This window comes from Leifsonia shinshuensis (assembly GCF_013410375.1).
In the GTDB taxonomy this organism is placed as follows: Bacteria; Actinomycetota; Actinomycetes; order Actinomycetales; family Microbacteriaceae; genus Leifsonia; species Leifsonia shinshuensis.
Genome location: NZ_JACCFL010000001.1, coordinates 1,582,518 through 1,604,016, shown reverse-complemented (window position 1 = coordinate 1,604,016; position 21,499 = coordinate 1,582,518). Strand labels below are relative to the sequence as shown.

Annotated in this window: 24 protein-coding genes and 1 tRNA gene; 17 read left to right on the top strand and 8 right to left on the bottom strand. The window is 70.0% G+C overall.

The annotated features are described in order from the left end of the window. Positions 1 to 15: 15 nt before the first annotated feature. Positions 16 to 1,953 (bottom strand): KUP/HAK/KT family potassium transporter, encoded by a 1,938-nt coding sequence (locus HNR13_RS07855; RefSeq protein ID WP_179605234.1) that lies wholly within the window; start codon positions 1,951 to 1,953, stop codon positions 16 to 18. Between the two features lie 104 nt (positions 1,954 to 2,057). Between HNR13_RS07855 and HNR13_RS07850 the strand changes: the two genes are divergently transcribed. The 13 genes from HNR13_RS07850 (at position 2,058) to HNR13_RS07790 (ending at position 12,895) form a co-directional block, all read left to right on the top strand. Beyond that, positions 2,058 to 2,585 carry a PadR family transcriptional regulator gene (locus tag HNR13_RS07850; protein WP_179605233.1) on the top strand — a complete coding sequence of 176 codons (528 nt, stop codon included), beginning with the start codon at positions 2,058 to 2,060 and terminating at the stop codon, positions 2,583 to 2,585. A 2-nt stretch (positions 2,586 to 2,587) separates the two neighbouring features. After that, positions 2,588 to 3,979 (top strand): DHA2 family efflux MFS transporter permease subunit, encoded by a 1,392-nt coding sequence (locus HNR13_RS07845; RefSeq protein WP_179605232.1) that lies wholly within the window; start codon positions 2,588 to 2,590, stop codon positions 3,977 to 3,979. A gap of 84 nt (positions 3,980 to 4,063) precedes the next feature. Beyond that, on the top strand, positions 4,064 to 4,933 hold the full coding sequence (locus HNR13_RS07840) for a MerR family transcriptional regulator (protein ID WP_343063492.1): 870 nt from the start codon (positions 4,064 to 4,066) through the stop codon (positions 4,931 to 4,933). Between the two features lie 11 nt (positions 4,934 to 4,944). Next, complete coding sequence (locus tag HNR13_RS07835; protein WP_179605231.1) at positions 4,945 to 5,283, top strand: DUF1048 domain-containing protein; 339 nt, start codon at positions 4,945 to 4,947, stop codon at positions 5,281 to 5,283. Between the two features lie 66 nt (positions 5,284 to 5,349). Next, on the top strand, positions 5,350 to 7,026 hold the full coding sequence (locus tag HNR13_RS07830) for a sensor histidine kinase (protein WP_179605230.1): 1,677 nt from the start codon (positions 5,350 to 5,352) through the stop codon (positions 7,024 to 7,026). Further along, the gene (locus tag HNR13_RS07825; protein WP_179605229.1) at positions 7,023 to 7,634 is read left to right on the top strand and encodes a response regulator; all 612 of its coding nucleotides are present in this window, start codon (positions 7,023 to 7,025) and stop codon (positions 7,632 to 7,634) included. The genes HNR13_RS07830 and HNR13_RS07825 overlap by 4 nt, the downstream gene beginning before the upstream one ends. A gap of 133 nt (positions 7,635 to 7,767) precedes the next feature. Then, a complete protein-coding gene (locus HNR13_RS07820; RefSeq protein ID WP_179605228.1) occupies positions 7,768 to 9,264 on the top strand; it encodes a flavin-containing monooxygenase in 1,497 nt (498 codons plus the stop codon). Between the two features lie 219 nt (positions 9,265 to 9,483). After that, positions 9,484 to 10,368: a hypothetical protein gene (locus tag HNR13_RS07815; RefSeq protein ID WP_179605227.1), complete on the top strand. Its 885-nt coding sequence runs from the start codon at positions 9,484 to 9,486 to the stop codon at positions 10,366 to 10,368. A gap of 226 nt (positions 10,369 to 10,594) precedes the next feature. Beyond that, the gene (locus HNR13_RS07810) at positions 10,595 to 11,578 is read left to right on the top strand and encodes a hypothetical protein (RefSeq protein ID WP_179605226.1); all 984 of its coding nucleotides are present in this window, start codon (positions 10,595 to 10,597) and stop codon (positions 11,576 to 11,578) included. Between the two features lie 27 nt (positions 11,579 to 11,605). Beyond that, positions 11,606 to 11,905, top strand: a complete 300-nt coding sequence (locus HNR13_RS07805) for a hypothetical protein (protein WP_179605225.1) — start codon at positions 11,606 to 11,608, stop codon at positions 11,903 to 11,905. 59 nt (positions 11,906 to 11,964) lie between these two features. Beyond that, positions 11,965 to 12,408, top strand: coding sequence for a PaaI family thioesterase (locus tag HNR13_RS07800; RefSeq protein WP_218881191.1), 444 nt, complete (start codon positions 11,965 to 11,967; stop codon positions 12,406 to 12,408). A 26-nt stretch (positions 12,409 to 12,434) separates the two neighbouring features. Next, positions 12,435 to 12,614 (top strand): DUF2510 domain-containing protein, encoded by a 180-nt coding sequence (locus HNR13_RS22120; RefSeq protein ID WP_179605224.1) that lies wholly within the window; start codon positions 12,435 to 12,437, stop codon positions 12,612 to 12,614. Continuing rightward, positions 12,596 to 12,895, top strand: coding sequence for a hypothetical protein (locus HNR13_RS07790; protein WP_179605223.1), 300 nt, complete (start codon positions 12,596 to 12,598; stop codon positions 12,893 to 12,895). The genes HNR13_RS22120 and HNR13_RS07790 overlap by 19 nt, the downstream gene beginning before the upstream one ends. A 63-nt stretch (positions 12,896 to 12,958) precedes the next feature. Here the strand turns inward: HNR13_RS07790 and HNR13_RS07785 are convergent, their stop codons facing one another. From HNR13_RS07785 to HNR13_RS07765, 5 genes are all read right to left on the bottom strand, one after another. Next, positions 12,959 to 13,279: a hypothetical protein gene (locus tag HNR13_RS07785; protein ID WP_179605222.1), complete on the bottom strand. Its 321-nt coding sequence runs from the start codon at positions 13,277 to 13,279 to the stop codon at positions 12,959 to 12,961. 217 nt (positions 13,280 to 13,496) lie between these two features. Then, positions 13,497 to 13,568, bottom strand: a tRNA-Arg gene (locus HNR13_RS07780). Positions 13,569 to 13,602: 34 nt separating this feature from the next. Continuing rightward, positions 13,603 to 14,100, bottom strand: coding sequence for an HNH endonuclease (locus tag HNR13_RS07775; protein WP_179605221.1), 498 nt, complete (start codon positions 14,098 to 14,100; stop codon positions 13,603 to 13,605). Positions 14,101 to 14,473: 373 nt separating this feature from the next. Next, the gene (locus HNR13_RS07770) at positions 14,474 to 15,421 is read right to left on the bottom strand and encodes a C40 family peptidase (RefSeq protein WP_179605220.1); all 948 of its coding nucleotides are present in this window, start codon (positions 15,419 to 15,421) and stop codon (positions 14,474 to 14,476) included. A gap of 223 nt (positions 15,422 to 15,644) precedes the next feature. Further along, on the bottom strand, positions 15,645 to 16,334 hold the full coding sequence (locus HNR13_RS07765) for an iron-dependent transcriptional repressor DtxR (protein WP_179605219.1): 690 nt from the start codon (positions 16,332 to 16,334) through the stop codon (positions 15,645 to 15,647). A gap of 135 nt (positions 16,335 to 16,469) precedes the next feature. Here HNR13_RS07765 and serC point away from each other — a divergent pair, with 135 nt between their 5' ends. Both serC and HNR13_RS21520 read left to right on the top strand, forming a co-directional pair. Beyond that, positions 16,470 to 17,585 carry a phosphoserine transaminase gene (gene serC / locus HNR13_RS07760; protein WP_179605218.1) on the top strand — a complete coding sequence of 372 codons (1,116 nt, stop codon included), beginning with the start codon at positions 16,470 to 16,472 and terminating at the stop codon, positions 17,583 to 17,585. Positions 17,586 to 17,658: 73 nt separating this feature from the next. Then, the gene (locus HNR13_RS21520; protein ID WP_343063491.1) at positions 17,659 to 17,904 is read left to right on the top strand and encodes a DUF2530 domain-containing protein; all 246 of its coding nucleotides are present in this window, start codon (positions 17,659 to 17,661) and stop codon (positions 17,902 to 17,904) included. Here HNR13_RS21520 and HNR13_RS07755 read toward each other — a convergent pair. After that, positions 17,848 to 18,891: a DUF3027 domain-containing protein gene (locus HNR13_RS07755; RefSeq protein ID WP_246312732.1), complete on the bottom strand. Its 1,044-nt coding sequence runs from the start codon at positions 18,889 to 18,891 to the stop codon at positions 17,848 to 17,850. The genes HNR13_RS21520 and HNR13_RS07755 overlap by 57 nt on opposite strands. Then, a complete protein-coding gene (locus HNR13_RS07750; protein WP_179605217.1) occupies positions 18,884 to 19,264 on the bottom strand; it encodes a cold-shock protein in 381 nt (126 codons plus the stop codon). The genes HNR13_RS07755 and HNR13_RS07750 overlap by 8 nt, the downstream gene beginning before the upstream one ends. Positions 19,265 to 19,320: 56 nt before the next feature. Between HNR13_RS07750 and HNR13_RS07745 the strand changes: the two genes are divergently transcribed. Both HNR13_RS07745 and HNR13_RS07740 read left to right on the top strand, forming a co-directional pair. Next, positions 19,321 to 19,611 (top strand): hypothetical protein, encoded by a 291-nt coding sequence (locus HNR13_RS07745; RefSeq protein WP_179605216.1) that lies wholly within the window; start codon positions 19,321 to 19,323, stop codon positions 19,609 to 19,611. Positions 19,612 to 19,633: 22 nt separating this feature from the next. After that, positions 19,634 to 21,496 carry a helicase-associated domain-containing protein gene (locus HNR13_RS07740; RefSeq protein ID WP_179605215.1) on the top strand — a complete coding sequence of 621 codons (1,863 nt, stop codon included), beginning with the start codon at positions 19,634 to 19,636 and terminating at the stop codon, positions 21,494 to 21,496. The last annotated feature ends 3 nt before the right edge of the window (positions 21,497 to 21,499 follow it).

Below are 21,499 nucleotides of genomic sequence, written 5' to 3'. Positions count from 1 at the left end.
CCCGTCCCTCGCGTCTCAGAGCTCGATCTGCGAGCCCATCACGATGACACGGTCGCGGGGCAGCCCGAAGTAGTTGCTGGCATCGCTGGTGATGTGGGCGGCGGCGAGGAACAGCCGCTTGCGCCAGTGCGCCATCCCCCGCTCCGGGCCTTCGCGCAGTTCGATCTTGGAGAGGAAGTAGCTCGCGCCGTCGACATCGAGGGCTCCCTCGGGGGGTTCCGGCTCCAGCAGTCGCAGCGCCCGCGGAACATCGGGCGTCTCCGTGTAGCCGAATCGGGTGGTGACGTGGACGATCCCGTCCGCGGGATCGCCCAGGTCGACGACCTGGACGCGGGCGGAGTCGTCGACCCGCGGAACCGTGTCGACGGTGACCGTGAGGATGATGATCCGATCGTGCCGGACATGGTTGTGCTCCACGTTCGCCCGCAGTGCCAGCGGGGTGGTCTCGCTCCCGGGGTTGAGGAACACCGCCGTCCCCGGCACCCGGTAGACGAGGTCGGGATCGGAGCGCAGCCCTCGCACGAACTCGGTCAGCGACCCTTCCGCACGGGTCCGGCGGTCGGTGATCAGCTCCCGCCCGCGCTGCCACGTCGTCATGACGGTGAAGGCCGCCAACCCGATCGCCAGCGGCAGCCAGGCTCCGTGGGTGAACTTCGTGAGGTTGACCGCGACGAACAGCAGGTCGACCGTCACCAGCACTGTCGCGCCGCCCCAGAGCACCCAGCCCGGCGTCGACCAGCGCTGCCGGGCGAGGTAGAAGAACAGGATCGTGGTGATCGTGATCGTCCCGGTGACCGCCATCCCGTACGCGAACGCCAGCGATGCAGAGCTGCGGAACGCGAACACCAGGGTGATCACCGACACCATCAGGAGCCAGTTCATCCACGGCACGTAGATCTGCCCGTGCGTCGAGGACGACGTGTGCGCCACCCGCAGTCTCGGCAGATACCCCAGACCGGAGGCTTGAGCAGCGACCGAGAACGCCCCGGAGATGACCGCTTGCGAGGCGATCACCGTCGCCGCGGTCGCGAGGATCACCAGCGGAAATTGCGCCCACGCCGGCGCGAGGAGGAAGAACGGCGCCGACAGGTTCGCGCGATTCTGCAGGAGCAGCGCCCCCTGCCCCAGGTAGCTCAGCGCGCACGCCGGGAAGACGAGGAACAGCCAGGCGACGGAGATCGGCCGGCGCCCGAAGTGGCCCATGTCCGCGTACAGCGCCTCGGCGCCGGTCACTGCGAGGACGACGGCCGCCAGAGCGAAGAACGCGATCTGGAAGTGCCCGACGAGGAACCCGATCGCGTAGGTGGGCAGAAGCGCGAGCAGGATGCCGGGGTCGCCCATGATGCCGGAGATCCCGCACACCGCGACGACGACGAACCAGACCACCATGACCGGGCCGAACAGGCGCCCGACCGCGGCGCTGCCGAACCGCTGAACGAGGAACAGGATGAACAGGATCACGGCGGTGAGCGGGACCACCCATTCCGCCAGTCCCGGGTTGATCACCTTCAGGCCCTCGACGGCCGACAGCACCGAGATCGCCGGCGTGATCATGCTGTCCCCCAGGAACAGGGCGGCGCCGAGCACGGCCAACCCGGAGAGGAAGGCGACCGTGCGCGCGCGGCCGCGGGGCGCCCAGCGGCGCAGCAGGGTGAGCAACGCCATGATCCCGCCCTCGCCGTGGTTATCCATCCGCATCGCCAGGAGCACATAGGTGACGGTCACGATCAGCACGATCGACCACACGATCAGCGATACGACGCCGTAGAGGTTGTCGACGGTCAAGGCCACCGGGTGCGGGTCCCCGGGGTTGAAGACCGTCTGCAACGTGTAGATCGGGCTGGTGCCGATGTCTCCGAACACGACCCCGAGGGCGCCGACGATCAACGCGAGCCGCGCTGGGCTCGCCGTCGCGCGTGCTGGGCTCACCGTCGAGCGTGCTGGGCTGATCACGAGACGTAGCGTAGGACGCGACACTCGGGCGTGGGCGAGGTCCTAACGAGATCCTTACGCCGGCACCTTGACCGTCCAGTGTGACATAGGTCACACTGGACTACATGTCGTCGATAGACATCCTCATCCTCCGGCACTTGAGGCGGCAGCCGGCCCACGGCTACGAGCTCCGCAAGCGAGTGGAGGAGACGACGGGCGTCGTGCTCCACAACAACTCGCTCTACCCCGCGCTCAAACGCTTCGAGGACTCCGGGGCCGTCGAGAAGGTCTCCGAAGAGCAGCAGGGGCGCCCCGCTCGGCACATCTACTCGATCACGCCCGTCGGTCGCGAACTGCTCCACGACCTGCTGGCCGAGCTGCCGCCGGAGGCCGCCGCGGACGAGACCGAGTTCCTCACGCGACTCGGGCAGTTCTCGCTGCTCGAACCGGAGGAACGGCTCGCGATCCTCGACGCCCGGGATGCGGCGCTCCAAGCGCGGATCCAGCACCTGACCGTCCTGCTCGACCGCGCCCAGCACGACCTGTGGAACCGGGAAGTCACGGAGGAACTGATCCGGCGTTACCAGGCCGAACGGCAGTGGCTCGGCGCGCTGCGGGAGCCCGCCACCGGGGCTCCCCTCCTCGAGGACTGACCATGACCGCGCCGCAGACCTCCCGGACCCGGCTCGGGGTCTGGGTCCAGTTCGCGCTTCTCGCCGGCCCGCTGCTCTCGATGCTCGACTCCAGCATCGTCAACGTCGCGGTCGCTCCGATCGCCGCCGAGCTGAAGGCGCCGCTCGCCACCGTGCAGTGGACCGTCAGCGGTTACCTCCTCGCCCTGGGGATCGGGCTCGCTGCGACCTCGTACTTCGCCCGTCGCTTCGGCACCCTTCCCGTCTATCTCGTCAGCGTCGTCGCTTTCACCGCCGCCTCGCTGCTCTGCGGACTCGCCCCCACGGCCGAGTTGCTCATCGTGGCGCGCGTCGTCCAGGGCCTCGCGGGAGCGCCCATGGTCCCGCTGGCGATGAGCATGATGCTCGGGAGTGGCGGCGGCGCCCGGTCGATGTCCCCCGCCGCCGGAATCCTGCTGTTCCTGGGTCCGGCGCTCGGGCCCAGCCTCGGCGGCATCCTCATCGCGGTGTGGGATTGGCGCGCGATCTTCCTGATCAACCTCCCGATCGGTGCGATCGCGGCCCTGTGCGTTCGACGCATCCCCCGGTCGCTCGCGGCCGCGCGGCAGCCGGGAGCGCGATTCGACGCGGTCGGCTGGCTGCTGCTCGCCGGAGGACTCGGCGTCCTGCTCTTCGGCGCGGGAAACAGCGAGACGGGAGGCTGGAGTACACCGCAGACCTGGGTGCCCATCGCCGCGGGCGGCGTCCTCCTCGCCTGCTATGCGGCCTGGGCCTGGCGTTCCACCCATCCGGTCGTCGACCTCAGCGTGATCGCGGGAGCACCCAAGGTCCTGTCCCTGATCCTGTGCGCGGTCGCGTCGGTGGTCACCTACGCGGCGATCTTCCTCCTTCCCGTCTTCATGCAGAGCGCTCAGGGCTACACGGCCCTGGCCGCGGGCGCGGCGCTGCTCCCGCAAGGCGTGCTCACCGGTCTCAGTCTGGCGTTCGGGCCGAGACTGCTCTCCCGCTGGACCGTGCGGATGACCGTCTCGCTCGGGTTCACCCTGCTGACGGCGGCGAGCGCCGCCCTCCTCGCCATCGGTCTGACCACTCCGCTCTGGGTGACAGCGCTCGTCCTGGCCGTCCGCTCCGCATCGATCGGGCTCGTGATCTCCCCGCTGCTCTCGGTCATCCTCCGCGGCCTCGACGATTCGCGCCTCGCGGACGCGAACACGCTCTTCAGCATCTGGCAGCGCATCGCGGGATCGATCGGCATCGCCGTGATCGTGACCGAGTTCACCCGGAGCGCGCTGCCATCCGGGCCGGTCGCCGGTCTGCACCAGGCCGCCACCGCCCTGATCGCCCTGTCCGGCGCTGCGCTCGTGGCGGCGTTGTTCCTGCCGCGACAGCGCTCCGAGTCGCTGACGGCGGCCTGAGTCCTCCCCGACGGAATCGACGTTCAGGAACGGTGTTGACCCTGACCCTGGGTCAACGCCGCACACTGGTGGATGAGGAAGGCGGTGGACGTAAATGGGACGGTGTGCAGCGGGACGGTGCGCAGCGGGCAGCCCGGGTGCGCGGCCGTGATCACCATCGGCCAGCTGGCGTCCTACGCCGGGGTGACGGTGAAGGCGGTGCGTCACTATCACCGCATCGGCCTGCTGCCGGAGCCCCCGCGCGACCGCTCGGGGTATCGGACGTACGACGCCGCCGCGGTGGTGGCCCTCATCCGGATCCACACGCTCGCGGAGGCCGGTGTCCCGCTCGCACGCGTTCAGCAGCTCCTCGACGCGGACCCGGACGAGTTCGCCGCCGAGGTCCGGCGCATCGACGCGCAGTTGCGCGCCGAGGTCAGGAGGCTGCAGCGGAACCGCACGCGCATCGCAGCGCTCGCATCCGGCGACAGCCTGGCCCTCCCGCCCAGCGTCGTCGACTACCTCGACCGGCTGCGAGGGATGGGCGTGGACGAGCGCATCCTGCAGCTGGAGCGCGACGCCTGGATCATGGTCGCCGCGCAGGTCCCCGACGAGATCGACGCGGTGATCGCCCGGAAGCAGGCCGAGCTGGACGATCCGGACATGGTCCGGCTGTACCTCCTCCTCTCGCAAGCCGCCGACTGGACGGCGGATGAGCCGCGCATCGTCGAGCTCGCCGATGCCCTCGAGACGCTGATGAACCGATCGATCGCATCGGGCGCGTCGGAGAATCCGGACGAGGTGGACGACACCCTGATCGACCTCGTCGACGCGACGACGCTCGCCTCCTCACCGGTCGCCGTGAGGCTTCTCGCGATCCTCAACGAGCGCGGCTGGCGGGGCTGGACCCGCGTCCAGCGCATCCACGACCCCGTAGACCCCGTAGACCCCGTAGACCCCGTAGACGAATCCTGACGGAGACGACGATGCCCTCCACGAACCCGCACGCCGCGAAGCACGGCCGGCTCCCCGAGCCCTACGACACGACCATGCGCGCGGTGCTGCGCTACGTGACGAAGACCGGTCCGAGCGACGACGCACGCCGCCTCCGGATGGTCGACGACCTCGCCGACCTGTTCGCGCAGGCCGCGGCCGACCGGACGCCGATCCACCGATTGCTCGGCGACCCGGTCGAGTTCGCCGACGACTTCAAAGCGAACTACGGAGCCGAGTCGAGGATCGTCAGAGAGCAGCGACGCCTTGTCAGCGCGGTCGCCGCGGTCGCTTCCGAGGAGCGGGAGGCTGCGGGGACGCCTCCTGGATGACGAGCCAGTCGGCGATTCTGGTGTTCCTACTTTTCGCCGGGTCCCGGTGCGCGGCAGAATCGGCGCATGCCCGGTGAGCGAATGCCCCGTCTCCGGTGGCTCCCCGCCGTCGGCGTCGCCGCCTACCTCGCGGGGACTCTTCTGCAGGTCGCCGCGCCGTCGGCTTCGCCCTGGGACGCGACACTGATCGGGGCGGGTATCGCGGTGCTGTTGGCAAGCTACCCGGACGGGAGAGTCCGGTATGTCTGGGCTGCCGCGGCGGCGATCCTCATGATCGGGTTGTGCGCCGCACTTCCCGTCGCACCGGGTCTGCTGATCTCACCGTGGTGGAATCCGGTGATCCTGGTGCTCTCGGCGATTCTCGTCGTGGGGGCGCTGACGCGGTACGCGCGGTCGCTCGATACGGAGGATCGTGAGCGGGTGCGATGGGCTGCGCTCGGCGCACTTGTGACGTTCGGCGGCATGGGGACGCTCCTCGTGATGTCTGCGAGGATGCACCCGCCCGGCATCGGAAGCCTGGGGCCGGCGGGGGCCGCGGCGGCCGCAGTGTTCGTCTTCGCCTTCGCGGCATGTCTCATCGTCGGACTGGTCGCGCCGCGCCTCCTGCCGGTCGACTCCATACTGTGGTGGCTGATCGCGCTGGGGCTCGCGGCTGCTGCGCTGGGCGGAGTCGCTGCGGTCATCGATCCCTACGGCTCGGGCTGGAGCACGGCGGCGGTCGCGGTGCTCGCCCTGCCGGTCGTGGCGAGCTCGGCGTGGCTTGCAACCGGCATCGTGTACAGGGGGCGCCGCTCGCCGCGCGCGTCCGGCGAGCGCTTCCAGCGCCGGCTCGAGGCCACGGGGCGTGCGGAGGCGGCCCCCGCAGTCCTCGTCGCATCGATCGCCGAGTCGTTACGAGCCGCCGGAGTCGCATTCGATGTCGGCGGAGTCGTGTCTGCCGAAACGGGCCGCCTGCGAGGAGACGAGGAGCAGGTTCCCATCGCGTTCAACGGCTCGGTCCTCGGGGAGCTTCGGATCGCACCACGCCCGGGTGAGACTGCCCTCACGCGCCGCGACCGCGCCGTCGTCACCGAGCTCGCACGCCGTGCCGCGCCGGCGCTCCACGACGCGGCCACCGTCACAGAGCTGCAGCACACCCGTGACCGTCTCATCCGAGCACGGGAGGAGGAACGGCGGGAACTGCGGCGGGAATTGCATGACGACCTTTCTCCCGCTCTCGCCGGCGTCGCCCTCGCGGCCGACGGGCTCGTTCGAAGCCTCCCGCAGGGCGCGGACCGGCAGGCGGCTTCCGCGCTCCTCGCTGACGCGAAAGACGCCGCTGCCCGTGCCAGGGAGCTGGCCTACGGATTGCGGCCCGCGGTTCTCGACGACCGGGGTCTGCTCGCCGCCATTCGCGACCGGGTCGGCGCCGACTCCCGCGTCGAGATCCACGCCGCATCCCTTCCCGACTCCCTTCCCGCCGCTGTCGAGCTCGCCGCTCTGCGGATCGTTCAGGAGGCGGTGACCAACGCGCGTCGCCATGCTGACGCGAGCCGGATCGCAGTACACATCGGCGGGAAGGACGGAGCAATGCGAATCCGAGTAGAGGACGATGGGGTCGGCATGCCTGCTCTGCCCTCGCCGGGGATGGGGCTGCGATCCATCAAGGACCGAGCCGAGGAGCTCGGCGGGAGCGCGCGCATCGCCGTCGGCTCCCGCGGGGGCACCCTGGTCGAAGCATCGCTCCCGCTGGGGGCGCCGTGACCAGTGTGCTGCTCGTCGACGACCATCCGGTGTTCCGCCGCGGACTCGCCGCGCTGTTGCGCTCGGCCGAGTACGAGATCGTCGGCGAAGCGGCCAGCGGCACAGAGGCGGTCGAGGCCGCGCTCAGCCATCGACCCGACCTCGTCGTCATGGACCTCGGGCTGCCCGGGCTGCACGGCGCGCGCGCGACCGCCCGCATCGTCGCCGAGCTCCCCGACACGCGCGTCGTGGTGGTCACAGCCTTCGACGACGACGGAGCTGTTCGCGAAGCCCTCGCCGCCGGCGCGTCGGGGTTCGTGCTCAAAGACGCCCCCGGTGATGAGATCCTCGCGGCGCTCGCTGCCGCTCAGAGCGGCGCCCGGCTGCTCGGCTCGCGCGTCCCGCTGCCAGGAGAGACCAGCGAGTCGCGCGCCGATCTCGGTCTCACCCGCCGGGAGCAGGAGGTCGCGCGGCTTGTCGAACGCGGACTCGGCAACGCAGCGATCGCCGGCCGGCTCGGCATCAGCGAGAAGACCGCCGCGAACTACGTCTCCACGATCCTTGCCAAGCTGCACGCCAGAACCCGGCACGACGCGGCCGAGGTGCTCCGAGAGCACCCCGCAGAGTAGCTCCCTCGCTCCGCAAAGCACGGACCCGTGCCGAAGTCCCGGTTCTCCGGGACATTCTTCCCTGGTATCCCGGGAATCGCACGCGGGAGGATGCTGCACATGAGCTGTTCGCTCCGTCGAGGGGACTGAGGCGATGACGGGTTCGACACGTGAGCCGCCCGACCACGTCGATGTGCTGATCATCGGCGCCGGTCTGTCCGGGATCGGCGCGGCCCACTACCTGCAGGAGCGGACGCCGGGCAAGACCTACGCGATCTTCGAGGCGCGCGCGACACTCGGCGGCACGTGGGACCTGTTCCGGTACCCGGGGGTGCGTTCCGACTCCGATCTCAGCACCTTCAGCTACGAGTTCCGTCCGTGGCGCCACAGCGCTTCGATCGCCCCCGCGCGTCTGATCCTGGACTACCTCAGGGAGACGGCCGCCGAGGAGGGGATCGAGCAGCACATCCACTATTCGCACTGCGTCACAGACCTCGCGTGGTCCACCGCGGAGGGGCGCTGGACCGCGATCGTCGAACACGGCCCCGGCAGACAGACGACCAGCGTGCACGCCTCGTGGGTGTTCTGCGCGGGCGGGTATTACCGCTACGACGAGGGCTATTCACCGCCCTTCCCCGGTGCGGACGAATTCCGTGGACGGATCGTCCACCCGCAGGACTGGCCGGAGGACCTCGACTACACGGACAAGAACGTGGTCGTGATCGGCAGCGGTGCCACCGCCATGACCATCGTGCCGGCGATCGCCGGTGCGACGCGGCACGTGACCTTGCTGCAGCGCACTCCGACATACGTCCTGCGCCTGCCGTCGGTCGACGACTACGCGGTGCGGATGCGGGCACGACACGGAGATCGGCGCGGGCACGAACTGGCACGCCGTCGCAGCATCCGCCGCCAGCGGATCATCTGGACGATGTCGCGGCGGTATCCCGGTGCGATGCGGCGGTTCATCCGCTGGGTGAACCGGAGATCGCTGCCGGCCGGCTACCCGGTCGACGTCCACTTCAACCCGCCCTACAACCCGTGGGACCAGCGACTGTGCCTCGCACCCGACGGCGATCTGTTCCACGCGCTGCGCGACGGCACTGCATCCATCGCGACCGACCGGATCCGCACGTTCACGAAGACGGGAGTGCTCGTCGAGTCCGGTCGCGAGATCCCCGCCGACATCGTCATCACCGCGACCGGACTCAACATTCAGCTGTTCGGCGGGATCCGCCTGACCGTGGACGGTGAGCCCGTGGTCCCGCGGGACCACGTCGTGTACCGGGGCATGATGCTCGATGACGTGCCGAACTTCGCGTTCGCGATCGGCTACACGAACGCAACGTGGACGCTGAAGATCGGGCTGCTCTGCGAGTACTTCACCCGGCTGCTGGACCACATGGACGAGAACGGGTGGGCCGTCTGCCGGCCGGAATTGCCCGCCGGCGGCGTGACGAGGCGGCCCCTGCTCGACTTCGGCGCGGGCTACGTGCAACGCTCGCTCGACTCGCTTCCCCGACAAGGCGACAGGGACCCCTGGATCACCTCGGTGAACTACTACGACGACGTGAAACGGTTCCGAAAGGCACCCGTGCAGGACGGCTCCCTGCGCTTCGAACGCACACCCACAACCCCTGCACTCAGCTGAGGAGACGCGGTCATGGATCCATCACAACTGCCATCGGAACCGAGCCCGGACGCGCCGGATCCGACGAGCGGCGACGCGCGTCGGCCCGATCTTCCCGAGGGGCCGGAGCCGCCTCAGACGGTTGCCGCTCTTGCGCCACCCTCTCCGGGCGCGGAGCCGTCCGCCTCGGGGGCGACGGACCACCGGACGATCTGGTCGCTGACGAAGTCCGGTCGTTTCGTGTGGGTGATGCAATGGTGGGCGCCGGTCATCCTCGCCTTCTGGGTGCTCCTCGGTCGCGGATTCGTCGGGGCCGGAATCGGTTTGATGGGTGTCTTGGGATTCTTCCCGATCGGGTTCCCCATCCTCATCGCCCTCTACACCCCTGCGCTCTTCACGCTCGGCGACGACGACGTTCGAATCGCGCGGACGACGAGGTTCGGTTACAGCGTCGGTGCCTGTTGCCTGTGGGGCATCATCCTGGTCGCCGGTCTGTTCGTCCCCGACGGCGATAGCGGACCGATACCGAGTGCCGTGATGACGTGGACGGGCGGACGGATAACGATCGACCAGTCGGTCATGATCATGACGGTGGGAATCCGGGTCGCCGTCGCCGCGGACTTCGTCGTCATCTGCCTGGCCCTCGCCGGCTGCGGGCGCCCCCAGCTCCTCAAACCCGACGACGCGTCGCAATCGAGGATTCGGCGAGGAGCAGTTCTGACGGGGTTCTGGATCTGGTGGGCGGCCATCGGTATCGAACTCGCTTCCCTCGTGAGCACCCTCGCGTCTGACACACAGGGCTCGTCGGCCCCGATCTTCCTCGCGGTCGACTTCGAAGAGGGTTGGATCGTGCTCGAGGGCATCGTCGTCCTGGTCGCCCCGTTCTTCGTGCTGCGGCTGCTCTGGCGCTCCAGGGTCGCGCGCATCGTGCTCGCAGTGCTCGCGGTCGGCGTGATCATCGGCGTCAACGTGCTGACGACATCCTTTGGGGCGCCATCGTTCGTCGACTACTTCGTCGCGATCCTGCTCGCCGTCGGCACGGTGCCCCTGTTCGTGCCCTCGTCCAACCGGTACTTCTCCAGGCCCGCGAGTTCCGACCAGAACGACTCGACCGCGACAGGATAGCTCCCCTCTCGCGATGAGGTCGAACCTGCTGCCCTGAGGAAGCGCGGCGCCGGTGTGATTCCGGACGGTCTTTTCACTGAGGTGGAGGCGTCAAGCCCAACGATGCACCCCTCCTTTCGGGAGATTCTTCTCTGGTATCCCGGGAAACATGCGCGGGAGCATGTCGCACACGAACCCATCGATCATGGCCGGGAATTGCGAACCGACCCATCTGGGAGGAGCCAAGATGTCCAACAGTCGAACAGTCTCGATGGCGGTCCTCGCCGCGTCGGCGGCGCTGCTGCTGACTGGATGCGCGGGGATCGTGCCCACGTCGCTGTCTGAACCCACCCGGTCGCCGCACCCCGGTCCGAGCATCACCCCTGTGCCCGTGCCGTCGCCCACTGCTGTCGCGGCGCCGGCGAGTGAGGATGATGCGTACACTGGCGCGCGGTTGACCGTGATCCGCTTTGACGCGGTCGCCGACGACGCGTCGGCGGGTAAGGCGAGCGACGCCCTGATCGGGCTCGTCGCAACCGACACTGCGGCACGCGATCTGCATCGGCAGAACAGTCACGCGAAGCGCACCGGAACCGGACACTCCGTGTTCACGTTCGTCGACTGGACCGTCGACACCCTGGACACGGCGGGAGCCTCCCCCGTGGCCTGGGGCAAGGTCACGCTCACCGGTTGCGTCGACGCGACCGACACGGGAACCGTCACGGAGAAGCTGTTCGACATCCACTACTCCCCCTCCTCACAGAGGTGGCTCGTGTCTTCCGCCACAACGCTGCCGGGGGACGACTGCGTGGCCTCGGACGTCACCAGCGAGGTCGATGGCGTCGCCCGCACCGCTAAGTCGTTCAGCGACGCAGAGTCCGGCATCGGAAACGGCGCGAACGCCCAGACCCGGGCCGCGGGGATCGCGAAAGGTCACGCCGCCGATTTCCTCCAGCATGAGTTCCCGGCCGGGCTCGCCGCTGCCGGCTCGAGCGAGTTCCAGGTCCGATTCATCGCCCACTACCCGCCCGACGGGACGACCCCGAACGTGGACGACGCGATGGACGTCTTCGGATGCCTCGGCACGCCGTCAACGATCTACGTCGGCAGTGACGGGAAGATGTGGCCGCCCGGTGACTTCGCCTACCTCGACATCTCACACGTCACCACAGACGACCAGCTGTACGTCACGGGCCTGAACTACACCGACGACGACCCATGCCAGTACTGATCAGAAGCCTCCGGGGAGGGCAAGGCCATGGCTAAGACAGCAGGCTCGGGGCTTCCTAGTCCCTCCGTCGTGGCGATGTGGGGCGCGAGCATCACGTGGGTCGTTTTGATCGCGACCTTCGTGTGGTCGTCGGTGGACGGTGGTTGGGCGGGACTCTCCGTCGTCGTGTTTGGCTGGTTAGTCGCGATGATCGTCGGCATCGCGTCCGCTGTGATCAGTGTCGCCGCTCTTGCGACAGGCGAGCCCCCAAGGTGGATGGCCATTACGGCGCTCATCATCAGCGTGATGCCTGCGCTGCTCTGCGGGTTGCTGCTGGGCGGGCGATGAGCGATGAAGCTTCCTAGTGCGCATGTCCGGGACAGCAGAGGCTTCCACCCGAACCCCCGATGGGATGGAATGACCCCATGTCTGATGAGAAGGACCAGTGGCGTGAAGCGATCAGGACCGCCCGGGCCGCGTTCGCCGGCCAACAGTTCACCGCGCTGGTCGGCGCCGAACTGGTCCGGTTCGCGCCCGGCGTCGCAGAGCTGCGGATCCCGTTCCGTGAGGACCTGCAACAGCAGCACGGGTTCCTCCATGGTGGGGTGATCGCCTACGCGATCGACAACGCAGTCAGTTTCGCCGCCGGCACCCGGCTCGGCGCGAACATCCTCACCTCCGGCATCACCGTCTCCTACCTCCGACCGGCGACCGGCGACCTGACCGCGGTCGCAACCGTCGTCGACACGACCAGACGGCAGGCGGTCGTCCGCTGCGAAGTGTTCTGCGAAACGGACGCAGGGCGTGTGCTCGTCGCAAGCGGTCAAGGCACGGTCGTCGTCACCGGGTAGCGAGCAGCGATCACCCAAAGAGCAACATGACGAACGCAGGGTGGTACCCGGACCCGAACGGAACCGCGCAACAGCGATGGTGGGACGGGCAGCGGAGGCGGTCCCCGTCGATGCGCCGCCGGAATCGTCGAAGCCGCACGAGATCCCGCGGACTCTGCCTCGCGCGGGCTCGGCATGGGATGAATGAATGTCACGGAACGATGTAGTGCCGCGTTCCCGCCTCCCCGCGCTGGCGATGGTGGTCGCGTTGATCGCGTTGACCGTGGCCGTCTCGACGATCGTCTTGTCGCGCGACGACGAGGCGGCGCTGTCTGACATGCTCATCGGTGCGATACCGACGACGATCATCGCGATTGCATCCATTGCGATCAGTACCGCCGCTCTCACGAGAGACGTGCGCCCGAGGTGGGTGGCCGTGACGGCGTTCCTCATCAGCTGGGTGCTTGCGTTGTTCTTCGGGCCCCCTCTGTTGATCGCGCTCCTGTAGATCGGGTCCCTTCCACCCGCGCCCAGACGCATTTCGTCACCGCCGCGGGTCTGACCCCCACGATCAGATCGTCATCAGCAGAGACAAGCCCACCAGGGCGTAGATTCCGATGGGCAACGCGAGCAGGCCGCTGATAACGAGCGCCGTCACGGCCATCCATCGTGGGGGGTCGTGTCTCGTGAGAGCGACAATCGCGATCCAGGTCGACGCGACCGCCAGGATCGCCGTTGGTATCGAGCCCAGGATGGCGTAGCCCAGCGCTGCCTCCTCGAACCCGGTCGACGACCACACGATGGTCGCGATGGCAGCGGCCACCGTGATGAACGTGCCCCGCATCGCGAGGACGGGGAGGCGGGGAGGCCGGGGCCGCGCTGATTCAGACATGGCCCGACATCGCGCAACGTCGTACGGCGAGGGGCGTGCATGCCCTCAGCTCACGCCATTTCCTGATGCGGATCGATGGGATCATGTGCACGATCCTCCCGCGCACGCTTCCCGGGATACCAGGGAAGATTGTCCCGGATAAAGGGGATCGCTCCACTCGTCAACCGCACCCCGGGTGGCTCCTGGTCCGGGACTCGCAGCAGAAACTTCCTCACGGTGCCCCTGGAGGGACTCGAACCCCCAACCTTCTCCTTAGGACGGAGCAGCTCTTCCATTGAGCTACAGAGGCCAGCCCTTCCAGCCTACCCGAGGGCTCGGGGCCCTCAGGCCGCCACCCCCAGGTAGTCCTGCCAGTCCGCCTGGCCGCCTTCCACGCCGCGGACCACCCAGGAGCTGTCGTGCGGGGCCCGTGGGGTGAGCCTCAGCGTCCAGCCCATCTCCGCCGGCGTCCTGTCGCCCTTCACGTTGTTGCAGCGCAGGCAGCAGGCGACCAGGTTCTCCCAGCTGTCCGCGCCGCCGCGGGAGCGCGGGAGGACGTGGTCGATCGTCGTCGCCGTCTTGCCGCAGTAGCCGCAGTGGTGGCCGTCGCGCCGCAGCACCCCGCGGCGGGACACCGGCACGGCCCGGCCGTGCGGGATGCGCACGTAGCGGGTGAGCAGTATCACCGACGGGCGGTCGAAGCGGCCCGAGATGCTCCAGACCGGGTGCGCCGTGTCGCTCGCCAGGACCGTCGCTTTCTGATTCATCACCAGGACGATCGCGCGTTTGAAGGAGACGACCGCGAGAGGCTCGTAGCCGGCGTTGAGGACCAGGGTCTTCATCTGCGTCCTTTCGGGTGCACGGGGCGGACAGAGCCCGGGCGAACACGAGCCGGGCAAACAAAAAGGGCACTGTCCGAACGGACAGCGCCCACGAAGACGGCGGCATGGTGGCGGCACACCACATGGTGGCGGTGGCAGGCCTCGACATGGTGGCGGCAGGCGAGGAAGTCGCGGCGCGGGAGGAGGCCGCGCTCGGCCCCGTCGGTCACCCGCGGTGACCGCACTCGGGCCGACTCGGCCATCGGAGACTCCGATCTGCACGGCTGCCTGGCAGTGCGCCAGGGCATCAGAGTAACGCAGAAATGGCGCGCCACCTATTCGTGGCGCGCCATCACCGGTGCGTGACCCGCAGTGTTCACCGCGGGTTCGGTTGTCAGATACCGAGCCGGACCACGTAGTAGTCGCTGGTCCAGATCGGGCGGATCGAGATGGAGCGGCCGGAGTCGGGTGCGTCCATGATGTTGCCGTTGCCCGCGTAGAAGCCGATGTGGCCCGGCATCACGATCAGGTCGCCCGGCTGGGCGTCGTTGATCGAGATCTTGGTGCCGCGCGCGGCCTCCCCCGACACCGAGTGCGGGAGCGAGATGCCGAACTGCGCGTACACGTACATCACGTAGCCGGAGCAGTCGAAGCCGGCGGGCGAGGCGCCGCCGTAGACGTACGGGGTGCCGATGTACTGCTTCGCCACCGAGAACACCTGGGCGAGGCTGAAGCTCGGGTACGGCGGATTGGCCAGGAAGTCGGACACCGACGGGCCGGAGTAGCTGGCGTAGTTCGCCAGGGACACGGCAGCGCGCTGGCGGGCGGCCTCGGCGGCCGCGGTCGCAGCGGCGGCGGCCTTCTGCGAGTCGAGCTGCGCCTGGCTGGTCGCGGTGGCGGCGTCGCGGCTGACGGTGGAGGCGGTGACGCCCTCGCCGACGGCGACGGACTGGGCCTGCGCCTTCTTCATGCTGTCCGCAGCGCTCGGGCCGAACGCCGACGACTCGGCGTCGCCCGGGTTGAACGCGAAGGCGGGCAGGGACATCGTCGCGATGATGCCCGTGGCGACGGTCATGACGCCGACGTTGAGGATCCAGCCGCCCTTGCGCTTGGCGGGCTTGCCGTCCTTGGCCGCGGGCGCGGACTTCTGGACGGCGGCAGCGGCGCCGGGACGCGCGGCCGCGGGAGCCTTCGCCGTGTGGGCGGTCCGCGTGGCGCGGAGCGACCGTCGGGAGACGAGCTGCGACCCGGAGGCGGACGTCGTCGACGACGTCGAAGCGAGGGTATCCGGGTCCTGAGGGGTCCGGTCCTGGGCAGGATCGGACGTACCAGAGTGTGCCAAAGTGCAACCTCCTGCGCTCCGGCAGCACTAGGGAGCTGCCCCCGTCCGATGCGATCGGCATTCGGCTTCACCGACCAGGAGACGGGTCTCAGGGGGGTTGGAGCGTCCCGGTCGGGGTCCTGGTGGGCCGGCTTCTGGCCCGTTCGGACTCGTTAGAGACTACGGGACGACCAGCCGTTTGTCACTTTGTTTTGTGCCCTTTTTAACGAATCGGTAACGGAGATCAGGCGTCCACGAAGATGTGCGCCGCGAGCTCGTTCGGGAGTTCGAGGCCCGATTCGAAGCCGTCGATCTGCACGGTGACGTAGGAACCCGCCGCAGCGAAAGTGCCGGTCGAGCCGGGAAACACCCCGGCCTGCTTGAGCTGGAGCAGCAGCTCCGGGTCGACCTGCGCCGGCTCGCCCAGCCGGCGGATCCTGGCAGTCACCTCAGAATCGCGGCCCCGCACGACGTCGACGAGGTTGACCAGGTTCTCGGTGGAGGCCGCGTCGGGCGCGCCCAGCTCGCCGAGCCCGGGGATGGGGTTGCCGTAGGGCGACTCGGTGGGGTGGCCGAGCATGGTGATGAGCTTGCGCTCCACCTGCTCGCTCATGACGTGCTCCCAGCGGCACGCCTCCTCGTGCACGTACTCCCACTCCAGCTCGATGACGTCGCTGAGCAGGCGCTCGGCAAGGCGGTGCTTGCGCATCACGTGCACGGCCTTCCTGCGCCCGTCGTCGGTGAGCTCCAGGTGGCGGTCGCCGGAGACGACGACGAGGCCGTCGCGCTCCATGCGCCCCACGGTCTGGGAGACGGTCGGGCCCGAGTGGCCGAGACGCTCGGAGATGCGCGCACGCAGCGGGACGATGTTGTCCTCCTCCAGCTCCAGGATGGTGCGAAGGTACATCTCTGTCGTGTCGATCAGGTCGGTCATGAACCCCTCCCGTGCGGGCGCGCGAATCTGCGCGTACGAGCCTACTTGCTGCAGGTGACAACGGGGTGACGGCACCCCGCCCGCCGCCGACCCCGGCGGGCCGACGCAGAGTCCAACAGCCAATACACTTCAGTTATGCCGGACGTGACCATTCCCACCGACCTCCTGCCCGCAGACGGACGATTCGGCTGCGGGCCGTCCAAGGTGCGCCCCGAGCAGGTGGCCTACCTGGCCGGCCCCGGCGCCGAGCTGCTCGGCACGTCCCACCGGCAGGCGCCGGTGAAGAACCTGGTCGGCCGGGTCCGTTCGGGCCTCGGCGAGCTGTTCCGACTCCCGGACGGCTACGAGGTGGTCATCGGCAACGGCGGCTCCACCGCCTTCTGGGACGCCGCCGCGTTCTCGCTCATCGAGGAGCGCAGCCAGAACCTGGTCTTCGGCGAGTTCGGCGGCAAGTTCGCCAAGGCGGCGAAGACGCCGTGGCTGCAGGCCCCGCACGTCATCGAGGCGCCCGCGGGCTCGCGCGCGGAGGCCGAGGTCGTGGCCGGCGTCGATGTCTACGCCTGGCCGCACAACGAGACCTCCACCGGCGTGATGGCGCCCGTGAAGCGCGTGCACGGCGATGACGGCGCGCTGACCGTCATCGACGCGACGAGCGCGGCGGGCGGCGCCGACTTCGACGTCACCGAGACCGACGTCTACTACTTCGCGCCGCAGAAGAACTTCGCGTCGGACGGCGGCCTCTGGCTCGCGCTGTTCTCCCCGGCCGCGATCGAGCGGGTCGAGCGGATCGCCGCGAGCGACCGCTATATCCCCGAGTTCCTCAGCATCAAGAACGCGATCGACAACTCGCGCCTCGACCAGACGCTCAACACCCCCGCGGTCGCGACGCTCGTGCTGCTCGAGAACCAGCTCGAGTGGATGAACGCCAGCGGCGGCCTCGCCTGGGCCGACGCCCGCACCAAGGAGTCTTCGGACGCCCTCTACGCGTGGGCGGAGGGCGTCGACTACGCCACGCCGTTCGTCGCCGACCCGGCGCACCGCTCGCAGGTGGTCGTCACGATCGACTTCGACGACCGGATCGACGCGGCGGCGGTCGCCAAGACACTCCGCGCCAATGGGATCGTCGACACCGAGCCCTACCGCAAGCTCGGCCGCAACCAGCTGCGCATCGCGACGTTCACGGCCATCGAGCCGGCGGACGTCCGGGCGCTCATCGGCTGCGTCGAGTACGTGGTCGAGCGCCTGGGCTGATCGGCAGACTGGGCTGATCGGCCGACCGGGCTGAGCCGGCCGTCGGACCGGAAGAGAAGGGACGGAGCGGATCGTGCGACTGTGGCTGCGCGACGACGAGCGCCGACCCGACCCGGTGCCGGTCCCGACGGACGACCGGCGCGCGGTGCTAGTCGGCATCGGCCTCTGGGTGCTCGCCCTGATCCCGACACTGATCCTCGCCGGCCCGATCACCGCCGCGGGCGGCGGCTGGTGGATCTGGACGGTGGTCGTCGGGATCGCGCTAGGCCTGCTCGGCTTCGCCTACCTCAGCATCACCCGCGCCCGCCGGCGCCGCTGACGCGCTGACGTCGTCGGCGTCCTCGGCCTCGGCGTCCTCGTCGTCAGCGTCCTCGTCGTCAGCGTCCTCGTCGTCAGAGTCCTCGCCGTCCGCGTCCTCGTCGTCCGACTCGTCGTCGGCCAGCGCCGCCGCCTCCTCGGAGGCGAGGTCGAGCTCGGTGTCGACGTCGGTCTCCTCGTCGAACGCGACGTCGACCGAGTCGATGTCCACGCCGTCGAGGTCGTCGTCGCCGTGGAGGTCGTGGATGTCGCGGTCGTCGTCCTCGGGCTCCCCCGAGTCGTCGTCCTCCTCGTCGTCCTCGTCCTCGTCCGACTCGTCGTACTCGGCGTCCTCGTCGAACTCCTCGTCGTCGTCGCGGGCCTCGTCGTCGCCCGCCCCCTCGACGCCGGTCGCGCCGGCCTCGGCGGCGAGCGCCTCCTGGGCGGCCTGGTACTCGGCTAGACGCTCCGACCACGGCACCCAGTCCGGAGCGAGCAGGGAGTCCTCGCCGGGCATCAGCTCGGCCTCGAGCACGGTCGGCTGCGCGTCGTCGTCGGCGCGGCCGACGGTGACGGTCCAGTGCCAGCCGGGATAGCCGGGGAGCGCCGCCGCGAACAGCAGCGAGACGACGCCGTCCGCCTCCACGACGTGCCCGAGGGGCTCGCCAATCGTGCGCTCCGGCGTGATCTCGGCGAGCGCCGCCCGCGCGAGCGGGACCGACGCGATCAGCTCCGAGACGTCGCCGACGACCGCGGGCGCGTCCGCGGCGGGCTCGTCGGCCGCCGATTCCTCGGACGCCGACTCGTCAGCAGCCGAATCTTCGGTGACCGACTCCTCAGCAGCCGACTCTTCGGCACCCGACTCCTCAGCAGCGGATTCCGGAGCCACCGACTCGTCAGCAGCCGCAGCCTCGACGACCGACTCGTCAGCCGCCTTCTCGTCGACCGCCGACGCCTCGGCGGCCACGTCCGCGTCCGTCCTGTCCTCGGTGCGGGGGTCCTCAGGCATCCAGGTCGTCCGCAACCCGGCGCAGCACCGCCGCGATCTTGGCGCCGTGCGCCTTGTCCGGGTACTTGCCGCGGCGCAGGTTGGCGCCGATGCCGTCGAGCAGCTTCACGAGGTCTTCGACGATGATGGCCATGTCGTCGGCCGACTTGCGCTTCATCTTCACCAGGCTCGGAGGGGCCTCCAGCACGCGGACGGAGAGCGCCTGGGCGCCGCGCTTGCCGTCGGCGATGCCGAACTCGAGCCGCGACCCGGCCTTCACCACGGCACCGGCGGGCAGCGCAGAGGCGTGCAGGAAGACCTCCTGGCCGTCATCGGTGCTGATGAAGCCGAAGCCTTTCTCCTCGTCGTAGAACTTGACCTTGCCGGTAGGCATGGGAACCTCACTTCACATGGGGGATCGAATGACCAACCTCAATTATCCTTGATTTCGTGACATCGCAGACCCCGCCGCCCGCATCGCGCCTCCAGCGCGTCCTCTCCTACATCGTGGCGGCGCTCGTCGTGGTCTCGTTGGTGTGCATCGCGGCCATCCTGATCGGGTCCGCCGTGGGCGGGATGCCGCAGCAGGGCTCCGGCCAGGGGCTCTGGCCCGCGGTGTTCCTGCTGCCGCTCATCGCGCTCCCGATCGCGTTCGTGCTGCTGATCACGCTCATCATCATCACCGGCCGGCAGCGCAGCCGGGCCGCGAAGGCCGCGCCCGGGTCCGAGGGCCGGCGCTGACCTCCGCCGCCGGACCAGCGCGATGACGACCACGCTCGCACTGGCGGCGCGGCTCCGCGCCCTGCCCGACGACGCGCTGGTCGCCGTCCTCCGGGCGCGTCCGGTGCGGCGTGCCGGCGTCTCCGACTTCTTCGACCTCGCCGAGGCGCTCCTCGACCCGGAGGCCGTGCAGCGGGCGCTGGCGCCGCTGGACCGTCTCCGGCTCGCCGTCCTGACGGTGGCCGGCCGGGCGGGCGACGCCCGGAGCGCCGAGTGGATCGCCGCCCGGCTGAGCGAGCACGCGGCCACGGAGGGAGCGACCACCGACGCCGTCCGCGCCGCCGTCGACGAGCTCGCGGGGCTCGCCCTCCTGCAGCCGGCGGACGACGGCGCCGCGCCGTACGACGCGGTCACCGGCCGGCTCGACACCTGGCCGGCCCTCGGCCTCCCCGGGCCCGCCGCTCTGCTGGACACCGCGCCTCCCGCCGCCCCCGCGCCGCTCACGGCGGACGAGCTTGCCGCCGCCGACCGGCTCGCCGCCGAACGCGCCTTCGAGGCCGTCGCCGCCGTCTCCGAGCTGCTGGCGGAGCTGCGAAGGGAGGGCGCCCGCGAGCTGCAGAAGGGCGGGCTCGCCCTGCCCGCCGCCAAACGGCTGGCCGAGGCGCTGGCCGTGGACGCCGCCGTCGTCCCCGTCGCGCTGTCGGTGGCCGCGCGCGCCGGCCTGGCGGCGATCGCCGACGGGGTCTGGCTGCCGACGGACGACGCGGACTCCTGGCAGCACGCCACGACCGCCGCGCGCTGGCACGACCTCGCCGCCGCCTGGCTCGACGGCCTCCCCGCCGATCTCGCGCCCCTCCTCGCGGACCGCAGCCGCGCGCCGTGGGGCGACGCGCTCCGCGCGCACCTCGCCTGGCTCCACCCCGCGTCCGTCGCCGAGACCGCGGAACGCGCCGGCGCCCACCTCGCGGAGGCGGAGTGGCTCGGCGTCACCGCCGGCCGGGGGCCGGGGAGCGCCGGCGCCGCCCTGCTCGAGTCCGGGCCGGACGCGGCCACCGCCGCGATGGTGGCGCACTTCCCGGCCGAGGTCTCGCAGGTCTACCTCCAGCACGACCTGACCGTCATCTCGCCCGGCCCGCTCGCGCCGGAGGTGGAGGCGCGGCTGCGCACGATGGCGGACCTGGAGAGCAGGGCGCTCGCCTCGACCTTCCGGTTCTCCGCGGCGTCCGTCGACCGGGCGGTGACCGCGGGCGAGACCGCGGCGAGCATCCACGACTTCCTCGCCTCCGTCTCGCTCACCGGGGTGCCCCAGCCGCTCGACTACCTCATCGCCGACGCCGTGGAGCGGCACGGCCGGGTGCGGGTGCGCGACGCCGAGCCGGGCGCGGAGGGCAAGGCCGTGGTGCGCTCCGACGACGCCACGCTGCTGGGCACTATCGCGGTGGACCAGTCGCTGTCGGCCCTGCGCCTGCTCCGGGCGGACGACACCACGCTGGTCAGCCGGTTCCCGCGCGATGTGGTGTTCTGGGCGCTCAGCGACGCCCGCTACCCGGTGGTCGCCGAGGATGCGTCCGGCGTGCTCGTCACGCCGCAGCGGGCGCGGGTCGCCCCGCGCGGACCGAGCGCTCCGTCCCGGGATCCCGCCGCCGAGCTGGTCGCCCGGCTGCGGCAGGCCGACGCCGCAGAGGAGGACACCGGCGAGCAGTGGCTCGCACGCCAGCTCGATCAGGCCGTGCGCGCGCGGCAGACCGTGGTGGTGCAGGTCGCCATGCCGGACGGTCGGCTGGTCGACTACCTCCTGGAGCCGACCGGGATCGGCGGCGGCCGGCTGCGCGGTCGCGACCGCGCGGCGGACATCGAGCGGACCCTGCCGCTCTCCAGCGTCAAGGGTCTGCGCAGCGTAGACTGAGCG

What these genes read in the sequence shown, in the direction of transcription:
- HNR13_RS07790 (WP_179605223.1), top strand. Translation starts at nt 12,596, where the DNA reads ATGTCACGGAACGATGTAGTGCCGCGTTCCCGCCTCCCCGCGCTGGCG.
- HNR13_RS07850 (WP_179605233.1), top strand. Translation starts at nt 2,058, where the DNA reads ATGTCGTCGATAGACATCCTCATCCTCCGGCACTTGAGGCGGCAGCCG.
- HNR13_RS07800 (WP_218881191.1), top strand. Translation starts at nt 11,965, where the DNA reads ATGGGATGGAATGACCCCATGTCTGATGAGAAGGACCAGTGGCGTGAA.
- HNR13_RS07835 (WP_179605231.1), top strand. Translation starts at nt 4,945, where the DNA reads ATGCCCTCCACGAACCCGCACGCCGCGAAGCACGGCCGGCTCCCCGAG.
- HNR13_RS07820 (WP_179605228.1), top strand. Translation starts at nt 7,768, where the DNA reads ATGACGGGTTCGACACGTGAGCCGCCCGACCACGTCGATGTGCTGATC.
- HNR13_RS07810 (WP_179605226.1), top strand. Translation starts at nt 10,595, where the DNA reads ATGTCCAACAGTCGAACAGTCTCGATGGCGGTCCTCGCCGCGTCGGCG.
- HNR13_RS07765 (WP_179605219.1), bottom strand. Translation starts at nt 16,334, where the DNA reads ATGACCGACCTGATCGACACGACAGAGATGTACCTTCGCACCATCCTG.
- HNR13_RS07785 (WP_179605222.1), bottom strand. Translation starts at nt 13,279, where the DNA reads ATGTCTGAATCAGCGCGGCCCCGGCCTCCCCGCCTCCCCGTCCTCGCG.
- HNR13_RS22120 (WP_179605224.1), top strand. Translation starts at nt 12,435, where the DNA reads ATGACGAACGCAGGGTGGTACCCGGACCCGAACGGAACCGCGCAACAG.
- HNR13_RS07775 (WP_179605221.1), bottom strand. Translation starts at nt 14,100, where the DNA reads ATGAAGACCCTGGTCCTCAACGCCGGCTACGAGCCTCTCGCGGTCGTC.
- HNR13_RS07750 (WP_179605217.1), bottom strand. Translation starts at nt 19,264, where the DNA reads ATGCCTACCGGCAAGGTCAAGTTCTACGACGAGGAGAAAGGCTTCGGC.
- HNR13_RS07830 (WP_179605230.1), top strand. Translation starts at nt 5,350, where the DNA reads ATGCCCGGTGAGCGAATGCCCCGTCTCCGGTGGCTCCCCGCCGTCGGC.
- HNR13_RS07755 (WP_246312732.1), bottom strand. Translation starts at nt 18,891, where the DNA reads ATGCCTGAGGACCCCCGCACCGAGGACAGGACGGACGCGGACGTGGCC.
- HNR13_RS07740 (WP_179605215.1), top strand. Translation starts at nt 19,634, where the DNA reads ATGACGACCACGCTCGCACTGGCGGCGCGGCTCCGCGCCCTGCCCGAC.
- serC (WP_179605218.1), top strand. Translation starts at nt 16,470, where the DNA reads ATGCCGGACGTGACCATTCCCACCGACCTCCTGCCCGCAGACGGACGA.
- HNR13_RS07845 (WP_179605232.1), top strand. Translation starts at nt 2,588, where the DNA reads ATGACCGCGCCGCAGACCTCCCGGACCCGGCTCGGGGTCTGGGTCCAG.
- HNR13_RS07805 (WP_179605225.1), top strand. Translation starts at nt 11,606, where the DNA reads ATGGCTAAGACAGCAGGCTCGGGGCTTCCTAGTCCCTCCGTCGTGGCG.